The sequence below is a fragment of the Streptomyces sp. NPDC057697 genome, assembly GCF_042799335.1.
Lineage (GTDB): Bacteria > Actinomycetota > Actinomycetes > Streptomycetales > Streptomycetaceae > Streptomyces.
This window is the reverse complement of sequence record NZ_JBHVJA010000005.1, coordinates 418,639-438,538: the sequence shown is the minus strand read 5'-3', so window position 1 is coordinate 438,538 and position 19,900 is coordinate 418,639. Positions and strand designations below refer to the sequence as shown.

The following is a 19,900-nucleotide window of genomic DNA, read 5'->3' as shown; positions in this document are numbered from 1 at the left end:
GATCGGATCACCCGGCCGGGATCACGCGGTGCGGCTCACGCGGCACGGGTCACGAGAGCGCCAGCTCGGTGACGTTGTCGGCTTCCAGGACCCAGGTCGCGCTCAGGCCGCCCTCCTTCACCCGGGCGTCACCGTCGCCCTTGAGCACACCGATGCGCTTCCCGGACAGGGCGATCTGGATCGCGTGGTCGTACTCGTGGACCCAGGTCGCGCTGAGCCCGCCCTCCTTCACATGCGCCTCGCCGTTGTCCTTCAGGATGCCGATGCGGTTGCCCGAGAGTTCGAGCTGGATGACGTCGTCCGCCTCGCGCTCCCAGGAGGCGCTGAGGCCGCCTTCCTTCACCCACGCCACCCCGTTGCCGACCAGGACGCCGATGCGGTTGCCGGTCAGGTCGATCGCGATGGCGTTGTCCGACTCGCGCACCCAGGACGCGCTGAGGCCGCCCTCCTTCACCCACGCCACCCCGTCGCCGGTGATGACACCGATGCGGTTGCCGGAGAGCTCCAGCTCCTTGACCTTGTCGGACTCCTTGACCCAGGTCGCGCTGAGGCCGCCCTCCTTCACGTACGCCTCGCCGTTGTCCTTCAGCACGCCGATGCGGTCGCCGGACAGGGCGATCTGCTTGACGTCGGTGGCTTCCTTGACCCAGGTGGCGCTCAGGCCGCCCTCCTTCACCCAGGCCACCCCGTCACCCGTGAGGACACCGATGCGGTTGCCGGAGAGGGTGATCTGCTTGACGTCCCCCGACTCCTTGACCCAGGTGGCGCTGAGCCCGCCCTCCTTGACATGGGCGTCACCGTTGACCTGAAGGATGCCGATGCGGTTGCCGCCGTCGCCGGAGACCGTGCCGGGCGCCGCACCGGCCGGGGCCGACCCGGCGAGACCGGACAGTGCCAGGACTGCCGCCACGGAGAGAGTCTTGAGCTTCATGGGAGTAACTCCTCTGCGCAGATGGACCCTTGGGCCGGTTGATCGGCGCCCTCGGGGGATTTGACCAATCCGATGACGCTCAACGACCGGCTGGGCGGGCGGTGCGTAGGCCATTGAGGTGAGGGCGGCGCACTGGGCCCGATCGGCCGCGCGCCGGTCTCCGTGACACCCCGCGCGCGGCCGCCGGGGCCTTCTACTGCCGCGATCCGCACCCCGGGCAGAACGCGGATCCCTGGGGCACGGCCGCATGGCACGAGGCGCACTGCGGGGTCTGGGCGAGCCGGTGGCCGCAGCCGGGACAGAAGGCGCCGCCATGGGTCTCCGTACGGCACTGCGGGCAGACCAGTTGCCGGGCCGTCTGGGCGTCGTAGCCCGCCGCGGCGTTCTGTCCGGCGGCGTAGGCGCGGTCGGAGACGGAGTCGTTGAGCCCGCGTCGGCGGGCCGCCTCCGCCTCGGCCGCCGTGTCGGGGGCGCACTGGAGGCAGAGGCCCTGCGCGGGGTTCCAGCAGCGCCCGCAGTCGTAGGAGGTGCAGCGGGGGCAGCGGTTGAAGTGCCCCTCCGCGTTGTCGATCGCCCGCTGGAACGCGGCGTCCCGCGCCCCGCCCCAGGTCGCACCGGCCAGACCGTCGGCGGCATTGTTGATGGTGTTGGCGCTGCCGCCCAGCACGCTCCAGGCGGCGCTGACGCCCTTGCCTATCCAGCCGGCCGCCTGGCCGGATCTGAAGGGTTCGAACGGGGAGCGCCAGGTGTCGGAGCAGCGCTGGCACCGGAACTCGAACTGGAACCCGGCACCGGTGCCGTGCTGCTGCGACAGGTCGCTGTAGTTGTTGCTGAAGTAGATTTCCTCGGCCACGTCTGTACCTCTGAGCCCTCGCGTCGTTGGGTCGTTCTCAGAGTTCATGATGGCAACCGTCGACGGCCGTGGTGCGACCCGGAGGTCATGGTTCGGCAATGCCCGTGGTCAGGGCGGCCCTCACGGCCCGCCCCGGCCGGTTCAGAACGACATGTCCAGCTCCACCCGGACTGTCTTGCCCGGGATCTCGCGGTCCACCACCACCCACCGGTCGGCCACCGCGTCGACCAGGACGAGCCCCCTCCCGCCGTCCGCTCCGGGCGGCGGCGCCACCAACCGCCCCGGCCCCGGCGGCCGCCGCTCGCCGAGCGTGTCACTGACCTCGATCCGGAGCGTCCCCCGCGCCCGCCTGGTCACCGGCGTGTGGGAGAGCCGCAGCTCGAAGTCCCGCCCCGGAACCCGGCCGTGCGTCACCGCGTTGGCGGCCAGTTCCGCGATGATCAGCTCCGCCGACTCCGAAGCGTCACTGCGATACGGAATGCCCCAGTCGTGCAGGACATTCAGGGCGAGATGGCGGGCGAGCCGGGCCCCGCGCGGCGTGGAGCTGAAGCGCTGCACGAACACACGTACGGTAACCGGTGATTGGGGGGTCGCGATGGCTTCCATGGGCCCACCGTGGCGTCGGGAACCCCCTCGGACCAGCGCCAGAACCCGTACGCTCGGTCAGCGTACGGGTACGGACTGTGGACAGTAGGGGTAACGGTCCGTGACGATGGGCGAGTTGTCTGCCGGTAGCGGCACGGAGCACGACGAGCACGGAGGTGGCCGGAAATGACGGACGGCGTCGGCATGACGGGCGGAACGGCACGGTCGGGCGGGGAGCCCGAGCCCACAGAGAGCCTGCGGACGTTCGGGGAGGTCGTCAAGGTCTTTCGCAAACGAGCCCTGCTCACCCAGGAGCAGTTCGCGCCACGCGTGCAGTACTCGGTTCCGACCGTCGCCTCCATCGAACAGGGCCGCAGGTTCCCGCCGCTGCCCTTCGTCGAGCGCTCCGAGATCGTGCTGGACGCGTTCGGGGCGATCAGGGCGGCGGCGAAGCATCTGTCCCGGCGACCGGGCATCGCCAGTTGGTTCCAGCAATGGGCGGCGCTGGAGGCCGAGGCGATCAACCTCTACACGTACGAATGCCGCTTGCTCCCGGGGCTGTTGCAGTCGGAGTCGTACGCGCGGGCGCTGTTCCTCAACCAGCTCCCCATGCTCGACGACGAGCAGATCGAGCGGCAACTTGCGGCCCGGATGGAACGCCAGCAACTACTGCGGGAGCGGACCAACACCAACTACAGCTTCATCCTCGAAGAGCATCTCTTCCTGCGTCGGACTGGCGGTGCGCAGGTCATCCGAGAGGCCATCGACCACATTCTCGATCTCGCCGAGCTCCGCAATGTCGAGATTCAGATCATGCCGCAGATCCGCGAGAGCCACGCCGGGTTGGACGGCCCGATCAGGCTGTTGGAGACGCCGGACCACAAGTGGCTGGGATACAGCGAGGGCCAGGAGAGCGGCCAGCTCCATGCCGATTCAACTGTGGTAAGCAAGCTCCAGATGCGATATGCCAGGATGCGTTCGCAGGCTCACACCCCCGAAGACTCTGTGGGTCTGTTGAAGCGGATGCGAGGAGCACTATGAGCACCACAACAGACCTGTCCTGGTTCAAGAGCAGCTACAGCAGTGGCTCCGGCGACGACTGCGTCGAGGTAGCCCTCGCCTGGCACAAGTCCAGCTACAGCGGCGGGTCCGGCGACGACTGCGTAGAGGTCGCCGCCTGCCCCACCACCGTCCACGTCCGGGACTCCAAGGTCGAGCAGGGCCCGCAGCTCGCCCTCTCCCCCGCCGCCTGGACCGGCTTCGTGATGTACGCCACGGGCGCCGTGCTCGTCTGATCCACCGTGCCGCGTCCCGGGTCGACTCCGGTGCGCGGCACGGCTGTTCCGCGGGACGCGCGAGGGAGGCGCACGCCTTGATAGCGTCGCTCCCGCGATCGCGGTTCCCACTTCCCGCCGGGGTCGTCGCCGTGCGTCGTACGGTCCGCCCCGAGGGGCACGGGAAGGTCTGCGGCAAGGACGAAGAGGGCCCGACGCATGAGTCTCGCGCAGTTGCACTACACCTCTGCTTCTGCTTCGGCTGCCTCTGCGGACGACGGGGGCGGCGCGCGTTTCACGGCCGTGAGCGCGGGACTGCCCACGGAGGTGCTGGCCGAGGCCGAACAACTCCTGCGCCTCGAACCGCCCGCCGACGCCCCGCACCGGCCGACCACCGACCAACTCCGTTCTCTGCCCGAGGCGTTCAGCTTCAGCGCGCTGGCGGACGGCGGGCATCTGCTGGCCCGCGCGGTGGCCTGCGCCGGACCGTCCTCCGGCCCTGGCACCCTCGGGTTCCACGCGCACGCGGTGCACCTCCCGGCCGGTACGCGCCTGCCGGACGACGCGCTGCCGATCACCGCCTGGCGCTCACCGAGCTGGGCCTCCACCCCACCGGCCGGAGGGGCGCCCGAGCGGATATCCGCGCTGCCCGCCTCCGCCGCCTTCGGGCCGGAGGCGCTGAACGACTTCGCGGTCTCCCGGAGCCCCTGGCTGGCGGCGGTCTTCGCCGATCTGCGCCGGGTGTGCGAGGACCCGGCGGCGGGCCGCCTGGTCCTGGTGGAGCGGCACAGCGCCGATGTGGCCCGGTGGATCGCCCTCGCCTCGGCCGTGCTCCCGCAGGACGACGCGCACCGGCTGACGTTCACGACGTACACCCGCCGTCCGGCGCACTCCCCGCACCAGGTCGTCGGCGTGCTCCCGCAGGACGCGCCGCGCGCGGACGGCCCCGGGGCGCAGGCCCTGCGGGTCCACGACTGCGCGGGGGCGCGGCCCGGGGAGCCGGTGGACGACGCCTGGGCCGAGACCTGCGCCCGGGTCTGGCGCAACCGGTCCCCGAAGCTGTTCCGGGCGGCGGCCGAGCTGCCCGGCGGGCCCTTCGCCGCCGGTCCGCTCGCCGTCACCGCCCTGTGCGCGGGCGTTCCGCTCGGCCCCGGTGAGCGGGCGGCGGCGGCCGAGTGGGCCGCCGAGCGGCCGTACGCGCTGGACGAGGACCGGACGCACCGGCTCACCGATGCGCTGACCGACCCCGACATCGACCGCACGCCTCGCGAACTCGCCGCCGTGGCCCGTCTGCTGACCGCGCTCGACGGAAGGGCCCCGGCGGCCGTGACCGCCTCCCTCGGCGCGCTGCTGGTGACGGAGGCGGTCTACGGGGGCGATCTCACCGTCGCTCCCCCGGGGCGCTCGGTCTTCGCCGAGCCGGACGGGGAGCGCGTCGCCGCCGCCCTCGTCGACGCCCTGGGCGAGGACCTGCGGGCCGAGCTGGCGACCGGCGCGCCCGTGGCCCCGGACGCGGCACCCGGGCGGAGCGTGGGGCGCACCGTCCAGTTGCTCCGGATCGCGCGACTGCTCGACGTGGACTGCGCGGAACTGCTCCCCGGGGTCGTACGCCGGATGGCGCGGGCGCTGCTGGACGAGGGCGCGGGCGACTGCGCCCGGGTGCTGCTCGACCTCCTGGACGAGCAGTTCGACGTCCGTACCGCACTGCTGGGCGAGCTGGACCGGATCACCCCGGACCACCCCCGGGCGGCCCGGCGGCTGCTGGCCGATGTCGCCCTGCCGTTCACCGGGGCCCAGGCGCTGCCGCATCTGCGGATGTGCGCCGCCGCGCCGGACACCGGGGCGGGCGAGGGCGACCGGGTGAAACTGCTGAACACGGTGGTGCGCGCCGGTGGCATGTCACCGTTCACCGAACCGCTGGTGCTGCGTACGGCCGTGGGACTCGTCTGGGGCGACGACACCCCCACGGCCGGCGAGGCCCGGCTGCTGCTGGCCGGGAGCACGTCCGACGCGCACCGCACGGCCGGTACGTGGTCCGCGCTCGTCGCGGCGGCGCTCGGTGCCCCCGCCGACGACACGGACGCCCCCGAGCTGGCCCACGACCTGCTGCGCGGCTTCCCGCAGGAGATCGACGCGCGGACGCGCGGCGCCCTGCACCTGCTGGAGTTCGCGCGGGACATCCGGTCCGGGGCGGCGGAGCCCGGCTGGGCGGAACGGGCCCGGACGCTGTGCGCCGGGGCGGAGCCGGTGGAGCCGGGCCCGCGCGCCCAGGCGTTCGACGCCCTGGCCGGGCGGCTGCTCGCCCCGGACCGGCCGGAGGCGGAGCTTTACGCCTTCGTCCACAGCGACGACCCGGACCTCATCGCGGCCTACGGCGGTGCCGCCCGTCAGGACGCGGTGCTTGCCCGGCTGCGCTCCGACCCGGCCTATGTCGCCGACTGCTTCACGGTCTGGAGCGCGCACCCGCACGCGGGCCCCGCCTGGGGCGAGACCCGGGCGGCGCTGCTGGCGGAGGTGCTGCGTCCGGTGGTGCGCGGTCTGTCCGCCGACGAGGTGGCGGCGGTGGAGGCGGCCGCCGAGCGGGCGGGCAGCAGCCGCACGGTGGAGGCGTTCCGGGCGTGGAACCGGCCGGCCGGTCTCCGCAAACGCCTCGGCAACCGGCTGGCGGCACGGGTGCGCCGGTCGTAGCCGGTCCCGTACGGCGGCGTTCGTGGCCCGCACGGAACGACCGGTACCGTGTGACCCATCGATCTCGTGTGCTCCCGGCGGGCTGCGTGACACCCCCAGGAGGAACAGCAGATGACGACGAACCGCGGACGCAAGGACGTCATCCGGGACCGGATGGCCGCCACCGGCGAGTCGTACAACGTCGCCGCCCGCAATCTCAAGGCCATGAAGGACATGGGCGCCACGCGTGAGGCCGTCCTCACCCAGCGCTGGCGCCCCGCCGACACCCTCGACGTCCCGTGCCCCTGCGGCGGCACCTGCGAGCCCGGCGAGCGGTGCGCGCGCTGCCACGCGCTCCACCGGCACGTGGCGCGCTACCCCGGCAGCGTCACGGACGTGGAGACCTGGGCCGACCGCTACGACTGCATGGGCTGCGCCTCCTCGTACATCCTGACCGTGGTGCTGCGCGGACGGCCGTGGGGCGTCGCCGAGACCGTGGTGGTCGGCGGCTCCGCGGAGCCGGTCGTACGGGCCCGGGTGTTCCCGGGCGTCGCCCATCCGCTGCTGAAGGCGGAGAGCGCCGAGGACGCGGCCGAGGACTGACGGCCGGGCCCGCGCGCACCCGGCTTCACCGGACGGCCTGGACGACGGCCGCTCCCACCGCGACGGCGAGGACCAGCGCGACCACGACGAGGGACCGCGGGTTGCCGAGGTTGACCGTCCAGCCGATGCCGACCCGCTTGGGCACCAGGATCGCGGGGTCGTCGGCGTTGACGTAGACCGTGCCGGCGCCGCGCCAGAAGCGGTCGTCGTCGCGCGGGACCAGTCCGGTGCCCTCCTCGTCCGTGTCCTCCCGCAGCCTGCTCCCGGAGGGCCCGACGCGCAGGACGAGCCAGCCGGTCAGGGCGAGGACCCCGGCGAGCGGCACGAGGGTGACGGTCAGGTTCAGGGCCGTGGAGCGGGTGTCGCTCCACATCAGCGCGGACAGCCCGAACAGCATGAGGTTCATCAGGGCGGCGATGCCCATCATGGAGCGGGCCATGACGACGAGGTAACGGCGGTAGCGCGCCGCACCGGCCCCGGGGCGGGACACATCGAGGTCGGCGCGGGCCCGGAGCAGCGCGGCGACGGTGACGACCATGGTCGAGGTGAGCAGGAGCTGACCGAGGACGAACCCGAAGGCGGTCCACACACTGGTCGCGTACATCCGGTACACCGTGCCGTCGGGCGAGCTGCGGGGGAGCGCGAGGCGGTCGGGCAGGCCGGGGTAGACGATGGCGCCCACGACGACGCTGACCGCGATCACGACGAGCGCGGGGACGGTCCAGCCCCAGGGGAAGCGGACCGGATCGGTGCGCAGGGACGTGTCCATGACGGTGCCCTGCCGAGCCCGCGCGTACCAGCCGCCCTCCGCCTTCGCACGGGCGATGCCGCGGTGGGCCCGCACCCACAGGGCGGCGGCGAGGACGAAGAGCAGCACGGAACCGACGACCGCGACGGCGAGGGTCCCCAGGGCGGCGCCGAGCGCCGAGGAGACCACGGCGACGACGGCCGCGGCGGCCAGCACCGCGCCCCGGTAGCGCCCGCGCTCCTCCTCGACGGCGTCGGCGCGCGCCTTGTCCGGGGGGACCCGGACGCCGAAGGGCACGGCGGGAGGGTTGAGCAGCGGGCTGGGGGCGGCGTACAGCACGGCGCCCAGCGCCGCGAGTATGCCGAAGTTGAGGGCTGCGTCGGTCAGCAAGGTGTTCACCTGTCCGTTCTTGTCGTTGATCCCGGCGGGACGGCGTCCGGCGGGACACGGCCTCCCCGGCCGGGGGCTCCCGCCCCGCCGTACGGGTCAGGGCTGTCCGTCCTCCCTGCCGGGGAAGGCGTCCAGAACCTCCGCGACATGGCCCTTCACCTCCTCCTTGGGAATCCCGCGCACATCCAGTTCGGCGAGGAGGGTGCGCATCCGCGCCTCCCAGTCGGCACCGGCGCGCAGTTCGTCCGACGGCTGCTTGACGTCCGGCCGGACCGCCGCACCGCTCTTGCGGTTGATGCGGATGATCCCTTCGCGCCGCAGCAGGTCGTACGCCTTGTTGACGGTGTGGAAGTTGATCGCCAGGTCGACGGCCATCTGACGGGTGGAGGGGAGCCCGGCACCGGGCGCCAGCGCCCCTTCCGCGATGGCCTCCACCACCCGGTCCCGGATCTGCTGGTAAATCGGCACCTCGCTGTCGAGGTCGAGTGTGAGATACACACCAGTACTCTATCTGCTATACATCTAATAGAACAGACAAACGCTCAGGGCAATGCGGTGGTGCGTCGACGGCGCGTGACCGCACAGGGGCCCGTCCGGGCCCGGCAGAGGGGGAATCCCATGGCACTGATGAACATCTCCGGCACCGGCCTCACCGTCGAGTTCACCGGCTGGGAGCGCACCTGGCTCCGGCGCGGCTCCCTGACCGTCCCGCTCACCGCGGTCCGCCGGGTCACCGTCCTCGACGAGCCCCTGCGCGCCGCCCACGGCACCCGTAAGGGGCTGCACGCCTCCGGAGTCGCCAAGATCGGCACCTGGGGCCTGGTGACCGGCCCCCGGCAGCTGGTGGCCGCCTACCGGGACAGGCCGGGGCTGCGCGTGGAGGTGGACCGCGCCGCCGCCGGCGGCGACTTCGACGAGCTGGTCCTCTCGCTCGACGAGGCGGAGCGGGCGGCGGGGCTCATCGAGCGGCGGGTGGACAGCGGCCGCTGAGCGCCCGGCCCGGGGGCGCGCAGACAAAACGGCGGGTGCCCCGGAGCACGCTCCGGGGCACCCGCCGGTATCAGGCCGGTCTCAGCCCTCGTCCGGGGCCAGGCGCAGCGAGATCGAGTTGATGCAGTACCGCTGGTCCGTCGGGGTGGGGTAGCCCTCGCCCTCGAAGACATGGCCGAGGTGCGAGCCGCAGCGGGCGCAGCGGACCTCGGTGCGGACCATGCCGTGGCTGCGGTCCTCGATCAGCTCGACCGCGTCCGTGTCCTTCGGGTCGTAGAAGGACGGCCAGCCGCAGTGCGACTCGAACTTGGTGTCCGAGCGGAACAGGTCGGCGCCGCAGGCACGGCAGGAGTAGACGCCCGTGGTCTTGGTGTCGGTGTATTCACCGACGAAGGCGGGTTCGGTGCCGGCCTGGCGCAGGACCGCGTACTCGGCCGGGGTCAGCTCCGCCCGCCACTGCTCGTCCGGCTTCTCGATGTCGTACGACACGTCGCTCCCTCAGCTCGACAGGTGGTCCAGGATCAGCGGGCCGAGGTCGGTGACGTCGCCCGCTCCCATGGTGAGAACGAGATCGCCGGGCTTCGCCATTCCCGCGACGGCCTCGGGGACCGCGGCCTTGTCGTGGACGGCGGTGACGTCGGCGCCCGCGGCCCGCGCGGCGTCGATGATCAGCTCGCTGGTGATGCCGGGGATCGGGTCCTCGCGGGCCGGATAGATGTCCAGCACCACGGAGGCGTCGGCCAGCGCGAGGGCCTGGCCCATCTCGGTGCCGAGCTCCTGGGTGCGGGAGAACAGGTGCGGCTGGAACACGACCAGGAGGCGCGCCTCGGACGCGGCGCCGCGCATCGCTTCGAGGTCCGCGGCCATCTCGGTGGGGTGGTGCGCGTACGAGTCGACGACCTGCACGCCCGCCGCCTCGCCCTTGAGCTGGAGGCGGCGCTTGACCCCGGTGTACTTGCCGAGCGCCGAGGCCAGGTTGTGCGCCGGGATGCCGAGGGCGACACCGGCGGCGAGGGCGGCCACGGCGTTGAGGGCGTAGTGGCGGCCGGGCACGGAGACGGTGAACGTGAGGTACTTCCCGTTCAGGACGACCGTGACCTCACTGGTCAGCCCGCGCGGGGTGATCCTGTGGACGCGGACGTCGGCCGTCGCGGACTCGCCGTAGGTGACGACGTTCGCCGAGGAGCGGGCCCGGACCCGCTCCGTCAGCTCGACGGCACCGGCCTGGTCGGCGGAGATCACCAGCGTGCCGCCCGGGACGATCTTGCCGACGAAGGTCTCGAACGACTCGTGGATCTCGTCCATCGACGCGTAGTTCGCGTGGTGGTCCAGCTCGACGTTGAGGACGATCGCGACCTCGGGGTCGTACTTCTGGAAGCTGCGGTCGCTCTCGTCCGCCTCGGCGACGAAGATCGCGCCCTCGCCGTGCACGGCGTTGGTGCCGGGCCCGGCGAGGTCGCCGCCGATCGCGTACGAGGGGTCGAGGTCCAGTTCGGTCAGGGCGACGGCCAGCATCGACGTGGTGGTCGTCTTGCCGTGCGTACCGGCCACCGCGATGGCGCGCAGCCCGCCCATGAGCGAGGCGAGCGCGTCGGAGCGGTGCACGACGGGTACCGACAGCTCCGCGGCGCGCAGCAGCTCCGGGTTGTCGGCGCGGATGGCGCTGGAGACGACCACGCACGAGGCGTCGTCCGCCAGATGTGCGGCGGCGTGCCCGATGTGGACGGTCGCCCCCAGCGCCCGCAGTGCCTCGGCGGTACCCGACTCCTTGGCGTCGCTGCCCGCGACCTTGGCGCCGCGCTGGGCGAGGATCTTCGCGATGCCCGACATTCCGGCGCCGCCGATGCCGATGAAGTGCGGCCGTTCCATGGCGGCAGGAATACCGGGTGCCATGCGTCTGTCTCCCAGGGGTCGATCCGCGTACCCGGGGCGGTACGCGTGCCCGCCCAGCCTATTCGCTGTGCGCGAAGAGCTTGAGCACCGGGACGCCGACCTTGTGGCGGGCCCGGGACGCCCAGTCCCGGTGGAAGAACTCCTCCACGTAGTGCGGCGCGGTCAGCACGATGACCTCGTCCGCCCTCGCGTCGTCGACCACGGACTTCAGCTTGTCCAGGGGGTGGTCCTCGATCACCTGTCCGACCGCTTCGGAGCCCGCCTGGCGCAGCGCCTCCAGCGAGACTTCGAGCGCGAGTTCGGCGGGCTGTCTGGCGTTCCTGCCCTCCGGCTCCTCGCTCTCCCGGGCGGCTTCCTTCAGTTCGCCCATCGCCAGGTCGTCGATCGCCCGCAACAGCACATCGGCCTGGTCACCGCGCGGCTGCATGAGCACGACGAAGGAGACCGGCTCCTCCCCGTGCAGGGTGGTGACGAACTCGACGTCCTCGGAGGTGAGGGGCTTCTCGATCATCAAAACGCTGGTGAACACCACGGGTGCCCTTCTGCTTCAGTGACCGTCGCCGGTCACTGCTGAAACCATCCTTCCCCGTGCTCGCACGGGGTCTGCGAGAGTAATTGTGCCCACCGGAAGCTAACCGGAACGACAAATTCCGCTGATTGTCAGCTCCGACGGTACCGAGTGAACAGGAACCCGGCCTCTTCCAGTACCGATGCCAGGGCGAATCGTTCCGGCACTGCCATCGCGGGGCCGCCCGCGATCCGCTGCGCGTCCCCGGCGGTCAGCATCGGCGACACGGTCAGGCAGAGCTCGTCCAGCACCCCGGCGGCCACGAACTGCCCCAGCAGCCTCGGGCCGCCCTCGGTCAGCAGCCGCTTGAGCCCCCGGTCGGCCAGTTCCCGTACGGCCCTGGCGGGGTCCACCCGGGAGCCCTCCCCCGCGATCACCACCTCGGCCCCCGCCGCGCGCGCCTCCTCGATCCGGCCGGGCGGGGCCCCGGCGCCGGTCAGCACCAGGGTGGGCACGAGCGGCCGGGTGAAGAGCGGCAGCGAGAAGTCGAGGTCCAGGCTGCCGCTCACCACGGCGATCGCGGGCGCGGGCCCCTGCCCGGCCGCGGTCCGGCGGGCGGCGAAGGCCTCACGGGCCCTGGCGGGGCGGTAGCCCTCCAGCCGTACCGTCTCCGCCCCGGCCAGCACCACATCGGCCAGACCGCGCAGGGTGCCGAAGATCCGCATGTCGCTCGCGCAGGAGATCGGCTGCGAGCGGCCGTCGTGCTGGGCGGCCCCGTCGAGCGTCGAAACCATGTTCGCGCGCAGCCAGGGGCCGTCGTGATCGGGGTAGGCGTAGGCGTCGGCCAGGGCGTCCAGGGACCACTCCCCCTCTCGGTCGGCCGGTGTCGGGTCGGTCACAGGGAAGAGGCGTCGCATGCCACGCAGTCTGGCACGGCCCTTAGAGTGGAGAGTTGTGTCGTCCTCCACAGCCCTGCCGGGGCAGAGCCCCATAGCCGAAACGGCCCCCCTGTCCCTCTGCGCGCTCGAACCCCGCGTACCCGCCGACCGGCTGGTCGCCGAGATGGTGCCGCCGCCGCGCTTCGACTCCGTGCGCTTCGATACGTACGTCCCGGACCCGAACCAGCCGAGCCAGACGGCGGCGGTCGGTGTCCTGAGCGAATTCGCGGCCGGGCTCGGCGGCGCGCACGCCAGCGGCTCGGGCAAGCGCAAGTGGTTCGGCAGGAAACCCGCGGCCCCCTCGGCGCCGCTCGGGGTCTATCTGGACGGCGGCTACGGCGTCGGCAAGACCCATCTGCTGGCCTCCCTCTGGCACGCCACTCCCGCCGATCCCTCGCTGAAGGCGTTCGGCACCTTCGTCGAGCTGACCAACCTGGTCGGCGCGCTGGGCTTCCAGCAGACCGTGCGGACGCTGAGCGGCCACCGCCTCCTGTGCATCGACGAATTCGAGCTGGACGACCCGGGCGACACCGTGCTGGTGTCGTCGCTGCTGAGCAGGCTGGTCGAGGCGGGCGTCGCGCTCGCCGCCACCTCCAACACGCTGCCCGGCAAGCTCGGCGAGGGCCGGTTCGCCGCGGCCGACTTCCTGCGGGAGATCCAGGGGCTCTCCGCGCACTTCCGTCCGCTGCGGATCGACGGCGAGGACTACCGCCACCGCGGACTGCCCGAGGCCCCCGCGCCGTACTCCGACGAACAGGTCACCCGGGCCGCGTACGCCACCGAGGGGGCCAGCCTGGACGACTTCCCCTCGCTGCTCGACCACCTCGCCCGGGTCCATCCCAGCCGCTACGGCGCGCTGACGGACGGGCTGCGGGCGGTCTGCCTCACCGAGGTCCGGCCGGTGCCCGACCAGTCGACCGCGCTGCGGCTCGTCGTCCTCGCCGACCGGCTGTACGACCGGGAGGTCCCGGTGCTCGCCTCCGGGCTGCCGTTCGACCGGCTGTTCAGTGAGGAGATGCTGAACGGCGGGTACCGGAAGAAGTACTTCCGGGCGATCTCCCGGCTGACGGCGCTGGCGCGCGACGCGAAGGGACTGGTGGCGCAGTAGGTTCGGGTGCGTAACTCCCGGGGCTCCCGCGGGCGCCCCGGGCCCGTATCGCTCGCGCACACCGTTTGAAGGGATCCAGCATGGCTACCACCCGTCAGGCCCACACGGTCTGGGAAGGCAACCTGACCGAGGGCAAGGGCGTCGTCACCTTCGACTCCTCCGGCATCGGCGACTACGACGTCTCCTGGCCGTCCCGCGCGGAGGCGCCGAACGGCAAGACCTCTCCCGAGGAGCTCATCGCGGCGGCCCACTCCAGCTGCTTCTCGATGGCGCTGTCCCACGGCCTGACCTCGGCCGGGACGCCGCCGACCCGGCTGGACACCAGGGCCGACGTCACCTTCCAGCCCGGCACCGGCATCACCGGCATCCACCTCACCGTCCAGGGCCAGGTGCCCGGCCTCGACGAGGCGGGCTTCATCAAGGCCGCCGAGGACGCCAAGGCGAACTGCCCGGTCAGCCAGGCGCTGACCGGCACCACGATCACGCTCTCCGCCTCGCTGGCCTGACCCCTCGGGGGGCCGCTCCCGCCCCGGGGCGCACCCGGGGCACGGCCGGGACACGGTGACCCGCATGGTTCCCGCGCGGCGACGCGCGTGCTACACACATGCGGGTCACTTCTCCTGTCCGCCAGCAGGGAGTTGCCTCATGTCATCAGAAACGTCACGCCCGACCGCGGAAGCGTCACGTCCCACCGCGCAGGCGTCGCGCCCGGCCGCCACCCGTCGCCAGGTCCTGGCAGGCGGCGGCGCGGCCATCGCCTCCATCGCCTTCACGGGGGCGTTCTCCGAACTCTTCGCCGGTGCCGCGGCCGCCCGGGGACACGGCGGGTACGGCCCGCTGGTGCCCGACCCCCACGGCCTGCTCGACCTGCCGAAGGGCTTCCGCTACCGGGTGCTGTCCCGGGAGGGCGACCGGCTCCGCTCCGGCGAGGGCCAGGTGCCCAGCAACTGCGACGGCATGGCCGCCTTCGCGGGCCGCCACGGACACGTCCGGCTGGTCCGCAACCACGAGAACCGCGTCACCGCGAAGATCCAGGTCCCGGTCGTCGAGGGACTCACCTACGACCCGATGGGCAAGGGCGGCTGCACGGCCCTGGAGCTGGACGGCCGCAACAACGTCCTGGGCGAACGCGTCGCCATCGCCGGTACGGCGGTGAACTGCGCGGGCGGCCGCACCCCGTGGAACACCTGGCTGACCTGCGAGGAGACCGAGGACAGGGCCGGTACCAACGGGTACACCAAGGACCACGGCTTCATCTTCGAGGTCGACGGCGCCGATCCGCACCGCACCGGGGCGGTGCCGCTCACCGCGATGGGCCGGTTCCAGCACGAGGCCATCGCGATCGACCCGAAGAACGGGATCGTCTACGAGACGGAGGACGCGTTCGAGAAGCCGTTCGGGCTCTTCTACCGCTTCCTGCCGAGGAAGCCCCTCGGCGGCACGGGCTCGCTGCGGGCCGGTGGCCATCTGGAGGCGATGCGCGTGCCGGGCATGCCCGACCTCTCCGTGGTCCAGGAGACCGGGACCGTCTTCGAGGGCATCGAATGGGTCCCCGTGCCCGATCCGTCGGCGGCCGTGACACCGATCCGGTTCCAGGACTTCGGCCCCCGGGGCATCACGCACGCGCAGAAGCTGGAGGGCTGCTACTGGGGCGGCTCCTCGGTCTACTTCGTCTCCAGCTTCGCGCGCAGCGCGGAGGGATCGGCCGCCGACCACTACGGCCAGGTGTGGCGGTACGAGCCTCGGCGGCGCCGTCTCACGCTCGTGATCGTCTTCGGCCCCGGCACCGATGTGCGGCTGCCGGGCGAGTCCCCCGACAACATCTGTCTCGCCGCGGACGGCGGGCTGATGGTCTGCGAGGACGGCGGCGGCGCGCAGCACGTGTTCGGCCTGACGCGGGGCGGCGAGGTCTACGCGATGGCGCGGGGGCGGCAGAACATCGGGACGCCGGAGAAGCCCGAGTGGGGAGAGTTCGCCGGGGTCACCTTCGCCCCCGACGGCGGGACGATGTATGTGAACTGCTACACGCCGGGGACGACGTTCGCGGTGACCGGGCCGTGGCACTGACGCGCTGACCCGCCCGGGGGCGGGCGCCGGCCGCCCGCCCCCGGATCCGGCCCGAACGTCCCCGCGCGCGGCGGGACTTGGCCTCGGGGGAAGTCGCGGCGGGGGCGCGTGCGGAGGGATAGGCTCCCGCCTGGTTCCGCGCGCCTCCGCGGAACCCGCGCGGTGCGCGGCGTGCTCCGCGCGGCCTCGAAACCAACCCCCGAGGGGACGTGAACCATGAGGCACGAAACCGTACGGCACGACATCACCGTCGTCGGAGGCGGTCTGGCCGGGGTCTGCGCGGCGATAGCCGCCGCCCGGCTGGGCCGCACCGTGGCACTCGTCAACAACCGGCCGGTGCTCGGCGGGAACGCGAGCAGCGAGGTCCGGGTCTGGGTGGTCGGCGCCACCGCCCACGGCAACAACCACCACGCCCGCGAGGGCGGCATCATGGGCGAGCTCTTCGTCGAGAACCAGTTCCGCAACCCGGACGGCAACCCCTACTACTGGGACGCGGTGGTGCTGGACGCGGTCCGGGCCGAGCGCGGGATCACGCTCTACCTCAACACCGACGTCCGGGAAGTGGACGCCGAGGGGCCCGAGGACGCCCGGCGCATCACCGCCGTCACCGGCTGGATGATGGGCTCGGAGCGGCTGATCCGCTTCGAGAGCGAACTCTTCCTGGACTGTTCGGGCGACGGACTGCCCGGCGCCCTGGCGGGTGCCCGCCACCGGATCGGCCGGGAGTCGCGGGCGGAGTACCTCGAACCCTGGGCGCCCGAGGAGGCCGACCGCATCACGCTCGGATCGACCCTGCTCTTCTACACCAAGGACGCCGGACACCCCGTCAAGTTCGTGCCCCCGTCCTTCGCCCGGAACATCGCCGAGACCTCGATCCCCGAACGCCGCATCATCAAGTCCGGTGACAACGGCTGCGCGTACTGGTGGATCGAGTTCGGCGGAGAGCTGGACACGGTGCATGACAACGATGCCATCCGTGACGAGCTGTGGGCGGTGATCCACGGCATCTGGGACCACATCAAGAACTCCGGCGAGTTCGACGCGGCGAACATGACCCTGGAGTGGGTGGGTTCGGTGCCCGGCAAGCGCGAGTACCGGCGCTTCCTCGGCGACTACGTCCTCCACCAGGGCGACATCCTCGGCCAGACCGAGTTCGCCGACCGGGTCGCGTTCGGCGGCTGGTCCATCGACCTGCATCCGCCCCAGGGCATGTACGCCGACGGGGACGGCGCCAAGCAGCGCTACGCGGACGGGGTCTACCACATCCCCTACCGCAGCCTGTATTCGGTGAACACGACGAACCTGCTCTTCGCCGGGCGCAACATCTCCGCCAGCCATGTCGCCTTCGGCTCGACCCGGGTCATGGCGACCTGCGCCACCGTCGGCCAGGCCGCGGGCACCGCCGCCGCGCTCTGCGCCGCCCAGGGGGTCGCCCCGCGCGCGCTCGACGTGTCCGCGCTCCAGCGCACCCTGCTGCGGGAGGACGCCTCCGTCATGGGCCTGGCGGCGGACGACCCGGACGACCTGGCCCCGCGCGCCACCGTCACGGCCTCGTCCACCCTGGCGGACTTCGGTGCCGGAACGCTGCTGGAGCGCCTGCCGCTGACCTCGGACGCCGGTCTGGTGTTCCCCGTCGACCCCGCGCTGACCGGCCTCGAACTCCTCGTGGACGCCGAGCGGGACACCGAGATCGTGGTGGAGCTGCACGATCCGGAGCTCGGCCAGAACTACGTACCCCGCCGCCTCGTGGACTCCGTCACCGTGCCGGTCGCCGCCGGGTCGAAGCAGTGGGTCGCGACGGGGCTGCGCTGGACGCCGCAGAGCGCCCGCAACGCCTTCGTCGTCGTACGGGCCCAGGCGGACGTCGCCCTGTACACCACCGACGGACCGGCCCCGGGCGTGCTGGCCCTCACCCGCGTCCCGCTGGACCCGCGCGCCGAGTCGCCCCAGCCGCTGCGCGAGTGGACCGACGCCGGTCTGCTGCGCCGTGCCTTCCGCTTCCGGACGGGCGGGACCCGCGCGTACGCCCCGGCCAAGGCGGTGGACGGCTACGCCCGCCCGTACGCCGGTCCGCACATGTGGGTCTCCGAGCCCCTCCCGGAGGACGGCGGCGCCTGGCTGGAGCTGGCCTGGCCGGAGCCGGTGACGTTCCGCCGGATCGACGTCCTGGCCGATGACGACGTCAACGAGGACCTGATCAACCTGCACCACCACCGCACCCCCTTCGACGTCCTCCCCACCCTCCTGCGGGACTACCGCGTCGAGGCGCGCGACGCGGACGGCGGCTGGCGGACCGTCTCCCGTACGACGGACAACCGGCGGCGGCGCCAGGTGCACACCCTGGACGAGCCGGTCACCTCGTCGGCGCTGAGGATCGTCGTCGAGGCGACCAACGGAGCCGCCTCGGCCCATGTCGTCGCCGTCCGCGTCCACGCGTGACGGCGGAGCGGAGCGGCCGGGTGACGATTCGACGGCCCGGGTGAATCCGTGCGCGACTCCGGACAGGAGAGGCACCATATCCATCAATTAGTCACATAACTGGATACTTTCCGCTAGTGACTCATTCTGCGCGGAAAGCGATGGCCCTGACCGTTCTCGGTGCGGTGCTCGGCGGCCTCACCGGCTGCGGGGGCCACGGCGTCGCGTCCACCGACGGCCCCCCGTCCGCGGCGCTCACCCCCGCCGTGGCCCCTCCCCGGTCGCACGCGGCCCTGGCACCACCGCCCACGCTGGCCCCGGGACCCGGCGGGCGGACCCCGGTCTTCGAGCACGGGGCGCGGTCCGGCGCGAAGGTGGTGGCGCTGACCTTCGACGCCGACATGACGGCCGCCGAGGGGCCGCGCGCGGCGGCGGGCGAGCACTTCGACAACCCCGGACTGATCGATCTGCTGCGCGAGTCGAAGGTGCCCGCGACGGTGTTCATGACGGGGCGTTGGGCCGACGAGTACCCGGCGCAGGCCAGGTCCATCGGCGCCGATCCCCTCTTCGAGGTCGCCAACCACTCGTACAGCCACTACGCCTACACGTCCCCCTGCTACGGGCTGCCGACCGTGGCGAAGGACGACATGCGCTCCGACGCGGCGCGGGCCGCCGCCTCCTTCCGGAAGGCCGGAGTGCACAACACCGTGCCGTACTTCCGCTTCCCGGGCGGCTGCTACGACGACGCGTCGCTGCGCGCGCTGGCGCCCGAGCGGATGACGGCGGTGCAGTGGGACGTCATCAGCGGCGACGCCTTCGCGACCAACCCGGACGCGGTGGCCGACCAGGTGCTGGACGGGGTGCGGCCGGGCTCGCTGGTCGTCATGCACTGCACCCGGAGCGCGGCACCGGTCACGGAGGAGGCGGTGAGCCGGATCGTCCCGGAGCTGCGCAGGCAGGGGTACCGCTTCGTGAGGGTCTCGGACCTGATCCGGTCGGCCCGGGGCTGAGGCCCGTCGAAGGCGTCCCGGACGCGCCCTTCGCGGCGCTCCCGGGAGCGCCGTCCGCGCGGGCGGCCGGGCTCAGCGCGGTCCGACGCCCTCGGCGCGCAGCGTGTCCAGGGTGCGGTCCAGATTGCTGCGGGTCGCCTCGACGGCGGCGTCCGGGTCCCCGGCGACGATCGCCTCGATCAGCACGTGGTGCGCGTGGTCGATCGCGTGCTGCTCCTCGCCGCCGTGCAGGTCGGTGTCGGCCAGCAGGTGCGCGGCCGCCTCGCGCAGGGCGTCGACGAACGACTCGAAGAGCCGGACGAGCACCGGGTTGCGCGCGGCCAGCACCACTCGGCGGTGCAGGTCCAGGTCCGCCTCGACGAGCGCGGCCAGGTCGGTGGCCGCCTCGCGGGTGGCCAGTGCTTCCCGCAGCGCGTCGATGTCCTGCGGTGTGCGTCGGCGCGCGGCCAGCCGGCCCGCTTCCACCTCCAGCGCCGCACGGACCTCGTACACGTCGAAGACCGCCGAGCGGCGCAGTTCCCGGTCGAACTCCGAGACGGGGGAGGCCGCGGCGACATAGGTGCCCGAGCCGTGCCGGGCGTACAGCTGGCCGTCGGCGATCAGCACACGGACCGCCTCGCGCGAGGTGGTCCGGCCGACGCCGAGCAGCCGGCTCAGCTCCACCTCGCCGGGAAGCCTGGAGCCGACCGGCCACTCGCCCGTGCCGATCAGTCGGCGGAGCTCGGCCACGGCCTCCTCGACCAGCGAGCGATGGCGTACCGGTCGAACAGTCATGGGACGACCCTACAGGCCCCGGGACGGCGTCCCGGGGCCCGGCCGGGTCCGTGAGAATCCCGGCCGGGCCCCGTCGTTGCGCGCGCGGGTCCGCGCACCTGCCCGGTGGTGGCCGTGTCCGGCTCGCTCACGGCAGGCGCCCC

Annotated in this window: 20 protein-coding genes; 10 read left to right on the top strand and 10 right to left on the bottom strand. The window is 72.6% G+C overall.

From position 1 onward, the window contains the following. Window positions 1-49: 49 nt before the first annotated feature. From ACFVFH_RS17310 to ACFVFH_RS17300, 3 genes are all read right to left on the bottom strand, one after another. Window positions 50-931 carry a peptidase S1 gene (locus ACFVFH_RS17310; RefSeq protein ID WP_383768914.1) on the bottom strand — a complete coding sequence of 294 codons (882 nt, stop codon included), beginning with the start codon at window positions 929-931 and terminating at the stop codon, window positions 50-52. A gap of 193 nt (window positions 932-1,124) precedes the next feature. Continuing rightward, window positions 1,125-1,784 carry a zinc ribbon domain-containing protein gene (locus tag ACFVFH_RS17305; protein ID WP_383768912.1) on the bottom strand — a complete coding sequence of 220 codons (660 nt, stop codon included), beginning with the start codon at window positions 1,782-1,784 and terminating at the stop codon, window positions 1,125-1,127. Window positions 1,785-1,925: 141 nt separating this feature from the next. After that, complete coding sequence (locus ACFVFH_RS17300) at window positions 1,926-2,390, bottom strand: ATP-binding protein (protein ID WP_383768909.1); 465 nt, start codon at window positions 2,388-2,390, stop codon at window positions 1,926-1,928. Window positions 2,391-2,555: 165 nt separating this feature from the next. Here ACFVFH_RS17300 and ACFVFH_RS17295 point away from each other — a divergent pair, with 165 nt between their 5' ends. The 4 genes from ACFVFH_RS17295 (at window position 2,556) to ACFVFH_RS17280 (ending at window position 6,913) form a co-directional block, all read left to right on the top strand. Then, complete coding sequence (locus tag ACFVFH_RS17295; protein ID WP_383768906.1) at window positions 2,556-3,410, top strand: Scr1 family TA system antitoxin-like transcriptional regulator; 855 nt, start codon at window positions 2,556-2,558, stop codon at window positions 3,408-3,410. Further along, window positions 3,407-3,664, top strand: a complete 258-nt coding sequence (locus tag ACFVFH_RS17290; RefSeq protein WP_383768904.1) for a DUF397 domain-containing protein — start codon at window positions 3,407-3,409, stop codon at window positions 3,662-3,664. Before ACFVFH_RS17295 ends, ACFVFH_RS17290 begins: the two co-directional genes overlap by 4 nt. Window positions 3,665-3,862: 198 nt before the next feature. Further along, the gene (locus tag ACFVFH_RS17285) at window positions 3,863-6,331 is read left to right on the top strand and encodes a GTPase-associated protein 1-related protein (RefSeq protein ID WP_383768901.1); all 2,469 of its coding nucleotides are present in this window, start codon (window positions 3,863-3,865) and stop codon (window positions 6,329-6,331) included. 111 nt (window positions 6,332-6,442) lie between these two features. After that, window positions 6,443-6,913, top strand: a complete 471-nt coding sequence (locus tag ACFVFH_RS17280) for a hypothetical protein (RefSeq protein ID WP_383768898.1) — start codon at window positions 6,443-6,445, stop codon at window positions 6,911-6,913. A 25-nt stretch (window positions 6,914-6,938) separates the two neighbouring features. On the opposite strand, the gene ACFVFH_RS17275 is transcribed toward ACFVFH_RS17280, so the two are convergent. Together ACFVFH_RS17275 and ACFVFH_RS17270 are read right to left on the bottom strand one after the other, a co-directional pair. Continuing rightward, on the bottom strand, window positions 6,939-8,060 hold the full coding sequence (locus ACFVFH_RS17275; RefSeq protein ID WP_383768895.1) for a DUF1648 domain-containing protein: 1,122 nt from the start codon (window positions 8,058-8,060) through the stop codon (window positions 6,939-6,941). Between the two features lie 87 nt (window positions 8,061-8,147). Next, window positions 8,148-8,549, bottom strand: a complete 402-nt coding sequence (locus tag ACFVFH_RS17270) for a GntR family transcriptional regulator (RefSeq protein WP_383768892.1) — start codon at window positions 8,547-8,549, stop codon at window positions 8,148-8,150. 120 nt (window positions 8,550-8,669) lie between these two features. Here ACFVFH_RS17270 and ACFVFH_RS17265 point away from each other — a divergent pair, with 120 nt between their 5' ends. Continuing rightward, window positions 8,670-9,041: a hypothetical protein gene (locus tag ACFVFH_RS17265; RefSeq protein WP_383768890.1), complete on the top strand. Its 372-nt coding sequence runs from the start codon at window positions 8,670-8,672 to the stop codon at window positions 9,039-9,041. Window positions 9,042-9,122: 81 nt separating this feature from the next. Here the strand turns inward: ACFVFH_RS17265 and msrB are convergent, their stop codons facing one another. The 4 genes from msrB to ACFVFH_RS17245 all read right to left on the bottom strand — a co-directional run bounded on the left by msrB (window position 9,123) and on the right by ACFVFH_RS17245 (window position 12,359). After that, on the bottom strand, window positions 9,123-9,530 hold the full coding sequence (gene msrB, locus ACFVFH_RS17260; protein ID WP_383768888.1) for a peptide-methionine (R)-S-oxide reductase MsrB: 408 nt from the start codon (window positions 9,528-9,530) through the stop codon (window positions 9,123-9,125). Window positions 9,531-9,539: 9 nt separating this feature from the next. After that, window positions 9,540-10,934 carry a UDP-N-acetylmuramate--L-alanine ligase gene (gene murC, locus ACFVFH_RS17255; protein ID WP_383768885.1) on the bottom strand — a complete coding sequence of 465 codons (1,395 nt, stop codon included), beginning with the start codon at window positions 10,932-10,934 and terminating at the stop codon, window positions 9,540-9,542. A 58-nt stretch (window positions 10,935-10,992) separates the two neighbouring features. Beyond that, the gene (locus ACFVFH_RS17250; RefSeq protein ID WP_383769046.1) at window positions 10,993-11,445 is read right to left on the bottom strand and encodes an indole-3-glycerol phosphate synthase; all 453 of its coding nucleotides are present in this window, start codon (window positions 11,443-11,445) and stop codon (window positions 10,993-10,995) included. Between the two features lie 149 nt (window positions 11,446-11,594). After that, complete coding sequence (locus ACFVFH_RS17245) at window positions 11,595-12,359, bottom strand: pyrimidine reductase family protein (protein WP_383768883.1); 765 nt, start codon at window positions 12,357-12,359, stop codon at window positions 11,595-11,597. 37 nt (window positions 12,360-12,396) lie between these two features. Between ACFVFH_RS17245 and zapE the strand changes: the two genes are divergently transcribed. The 5 genes from zapE to ACFVFH_RS17220 all read left to right on the top strand — a co-directional run bounded on the left by zapE (window position 12,397) and on the right by ACFVFH_RS17220 (window position 18,983). Beyond that, entirely contained in the window at window positions 12,397-13,488 is a 1,092-nt protein-coding gene (zapE, locus tag ACFVFH_RS17240; RefSeq protein WP_383768880.1) for a cell division protein ZapE, read from the top strand. 80 nt (window positions 13,489-13,568) lie between these two features. Then, entirely contained in the window at window positions 13,569-13,994 is a 426-nt protein-coding gene (locus ACFVFH_RS17235; RefSeq protein ID WP_383768877.1) for an OsmC family protein, read from the top strand. A gap of 139 nt (window positions 13,995-14,133) precedes the next feature. Further along, window positions 14,134-15,555 carry an alkaline phosphatase PhoX gene (locus ACFVFH_RS17230; RefSeq protein WP_383768874.1) on the top strand — a complete coding sequence of 474 codons (1,422 nt, stop codon included), beginning with the start codon at window positions 14,134-14,136 and terminating at the stop codon, window positions 15,553-15,555. A gap of 216 nt (window positions 15,556-15,771) precedes the next feature. Beyond that, the gene (locus tag ACFVFH_RS17225; RefSeq protein ID WP_383768871.1) at window positions 15,772-17,994 is read left to right on the top strand and encodes an FAD-dependent oxidoreductase; all 2,223 of its coding nucleotides are present in this window, start codon (window positions 15,772-15,774) and stop codon (window positions 17,992-17,994) included. Window positions 17,995-18,134: 140 nt separating this feature from the next. After that, window positions 18,135-18,983 carry a polysaccharide deacetylase family protein gene (locus ACFVFH_RS17220; RefSeq protein WP_383768868.1) on the top strand — a complete coding sequence of 283 codons (849 nt, stop codon included), beginning with the start codon at window positions 18,135-18,137 and terminating at the stop codon, window positions 18,981-18,983. A 72-nt stretch (window positions 18,984-19,055) separates the two neighbouring features. On the opposite strand, the gene ACFVFH_RS17215 is transcribed toward ACFVFH_RS17220, so the two are convergent. Beyond that, window positions 19,056-19,757 (bottom strand): FadR/GntR family transcriptional regulator, encoded by a 702-nt coding sequence (locus tag ACFVFH_RS17215; protein WP_383768866.1) that lies wholly within the window; start codon window positions 19,755-19,757, stop codon window positions 19,056-19,058. Window positions 19,758-19,900: the final 143 nt, after the last annotated feature.

What these genes read in the sequence shown, in the direction of transcription:
- ACFVFH_RS17250 (WP_383769046.1), bottom strand. Translation starts at nt 11,445, where the DNA reads ATGATCGAGAAGCCCCTCACCTCCGAGGACGTCGAGTTCGTCACCACC.
- ACFVFH_RS17290 (WP_383768904.1), top strand. Translation starts at nt 3,407, where the DNA reads ATGAGCACCACAACAGACCTGTCCTGGTTCAAGAGCAGCTACAGCAGT.
- ACFVFH_RS17265 (WP_383768890.1), top strand. Translation starts at nt 8,670, where the DNA reads ATGGCACTGATGAACATCTCCGGCACCGGCCTCACCGTCGAGTTCACC.
- ACFVFH_RS17245 (WP_383768883.1), bottom strand. Translation starts at nt 12,359, where the DNA reads ATGCGACGCCTCTTCCCTGTGACCGACCCGACACCGGCCGACCGAGAG.
- ACFVFH_RS17215 (WP_383768866.1), bottom strand. Translation starts at nt 19,757, where the DNA reads ATGACTGTTCGACCGGTACGCCATCGCTCGCTGGTCGAGGAGGCCGTG.
- ACFVFH_RS17285 (WP_383768901.1), top strand. Translation starts at nt 3,863, where the DNA reads ATGAGTCTCGCGCAGTTGCACTACACCTCTGCTTCTGCTTCGGCTGCC.
- ACFVFH_RS17295 (WP_383768906.1), top strand. Translation starts at nt 2,556, where the DNA reads ATGACGGACGGCGTCGGCATGACGGGCGGAACGGCACGGTCGGGCGGG.
- murC (WP_383768885.1), bottom strand. Translation starts at nt 10,934, where the DNA reads ATGGCACCCGGTATTCCTGCCGCCATGGAACGGCCGCACTTCATCGGC.
- ACFVFH_RS17225 (WP_383768871.1), top strand. Translation starts at nt 15,772, where the DNA reads ATGAGGCACGAAACCGTACGGCACGACATCACCGTCGTCGGAGGCGGT.
- ACFVFH_RS17230 (WP_383768874.1), top strand. Translation starts at nt 14,134, where the DNA reads ATGTCATCAGAAACGTCACGCCCGACCGCGGAAGCGTCACGTCCCACC.
- ACFVFH_RS17310 (WP_383768914.1), bottom strand. Translation starts at nt 931, where the DNA reads ATGAAGCTCAAGACTCTCTCCGTGGCGGCAGTCCTGGCACTGTCCGGT.
- ACFVFH_RS17300 (WP_383768909.1), bottom strand. Translation starts at nt 2,390, where the DNA reads ATGGAAGCCATCGCGACCCCCCAATCACCGGTTACCGTACGTGTGTTC.
- ACFVFH_RS17235 (WP_383768877.1), top strand. Translation starts at nt 13,569, where the DNA reads ATGGCTACCACCCGTCAGGCCCACACGGTCTGGGAAGGCAACCTGACC.
- ACFVFH_RS17220 (WP_383768868.1), top strand. Translation starts at nt 18,135, where the DNA reads ATGGCCCTGACCGTTCTCGGTGCGGTGCTCGGCGGCCTCACCGGCTGC.
- ACFVFH_RS17280 (WP_383768898.1), top strand. Translation starts at nt 6,443, where the DNA reads ATGACGACGAACCGCGGACGCAAGGACGTCATCCGGGACCGGATGGCC.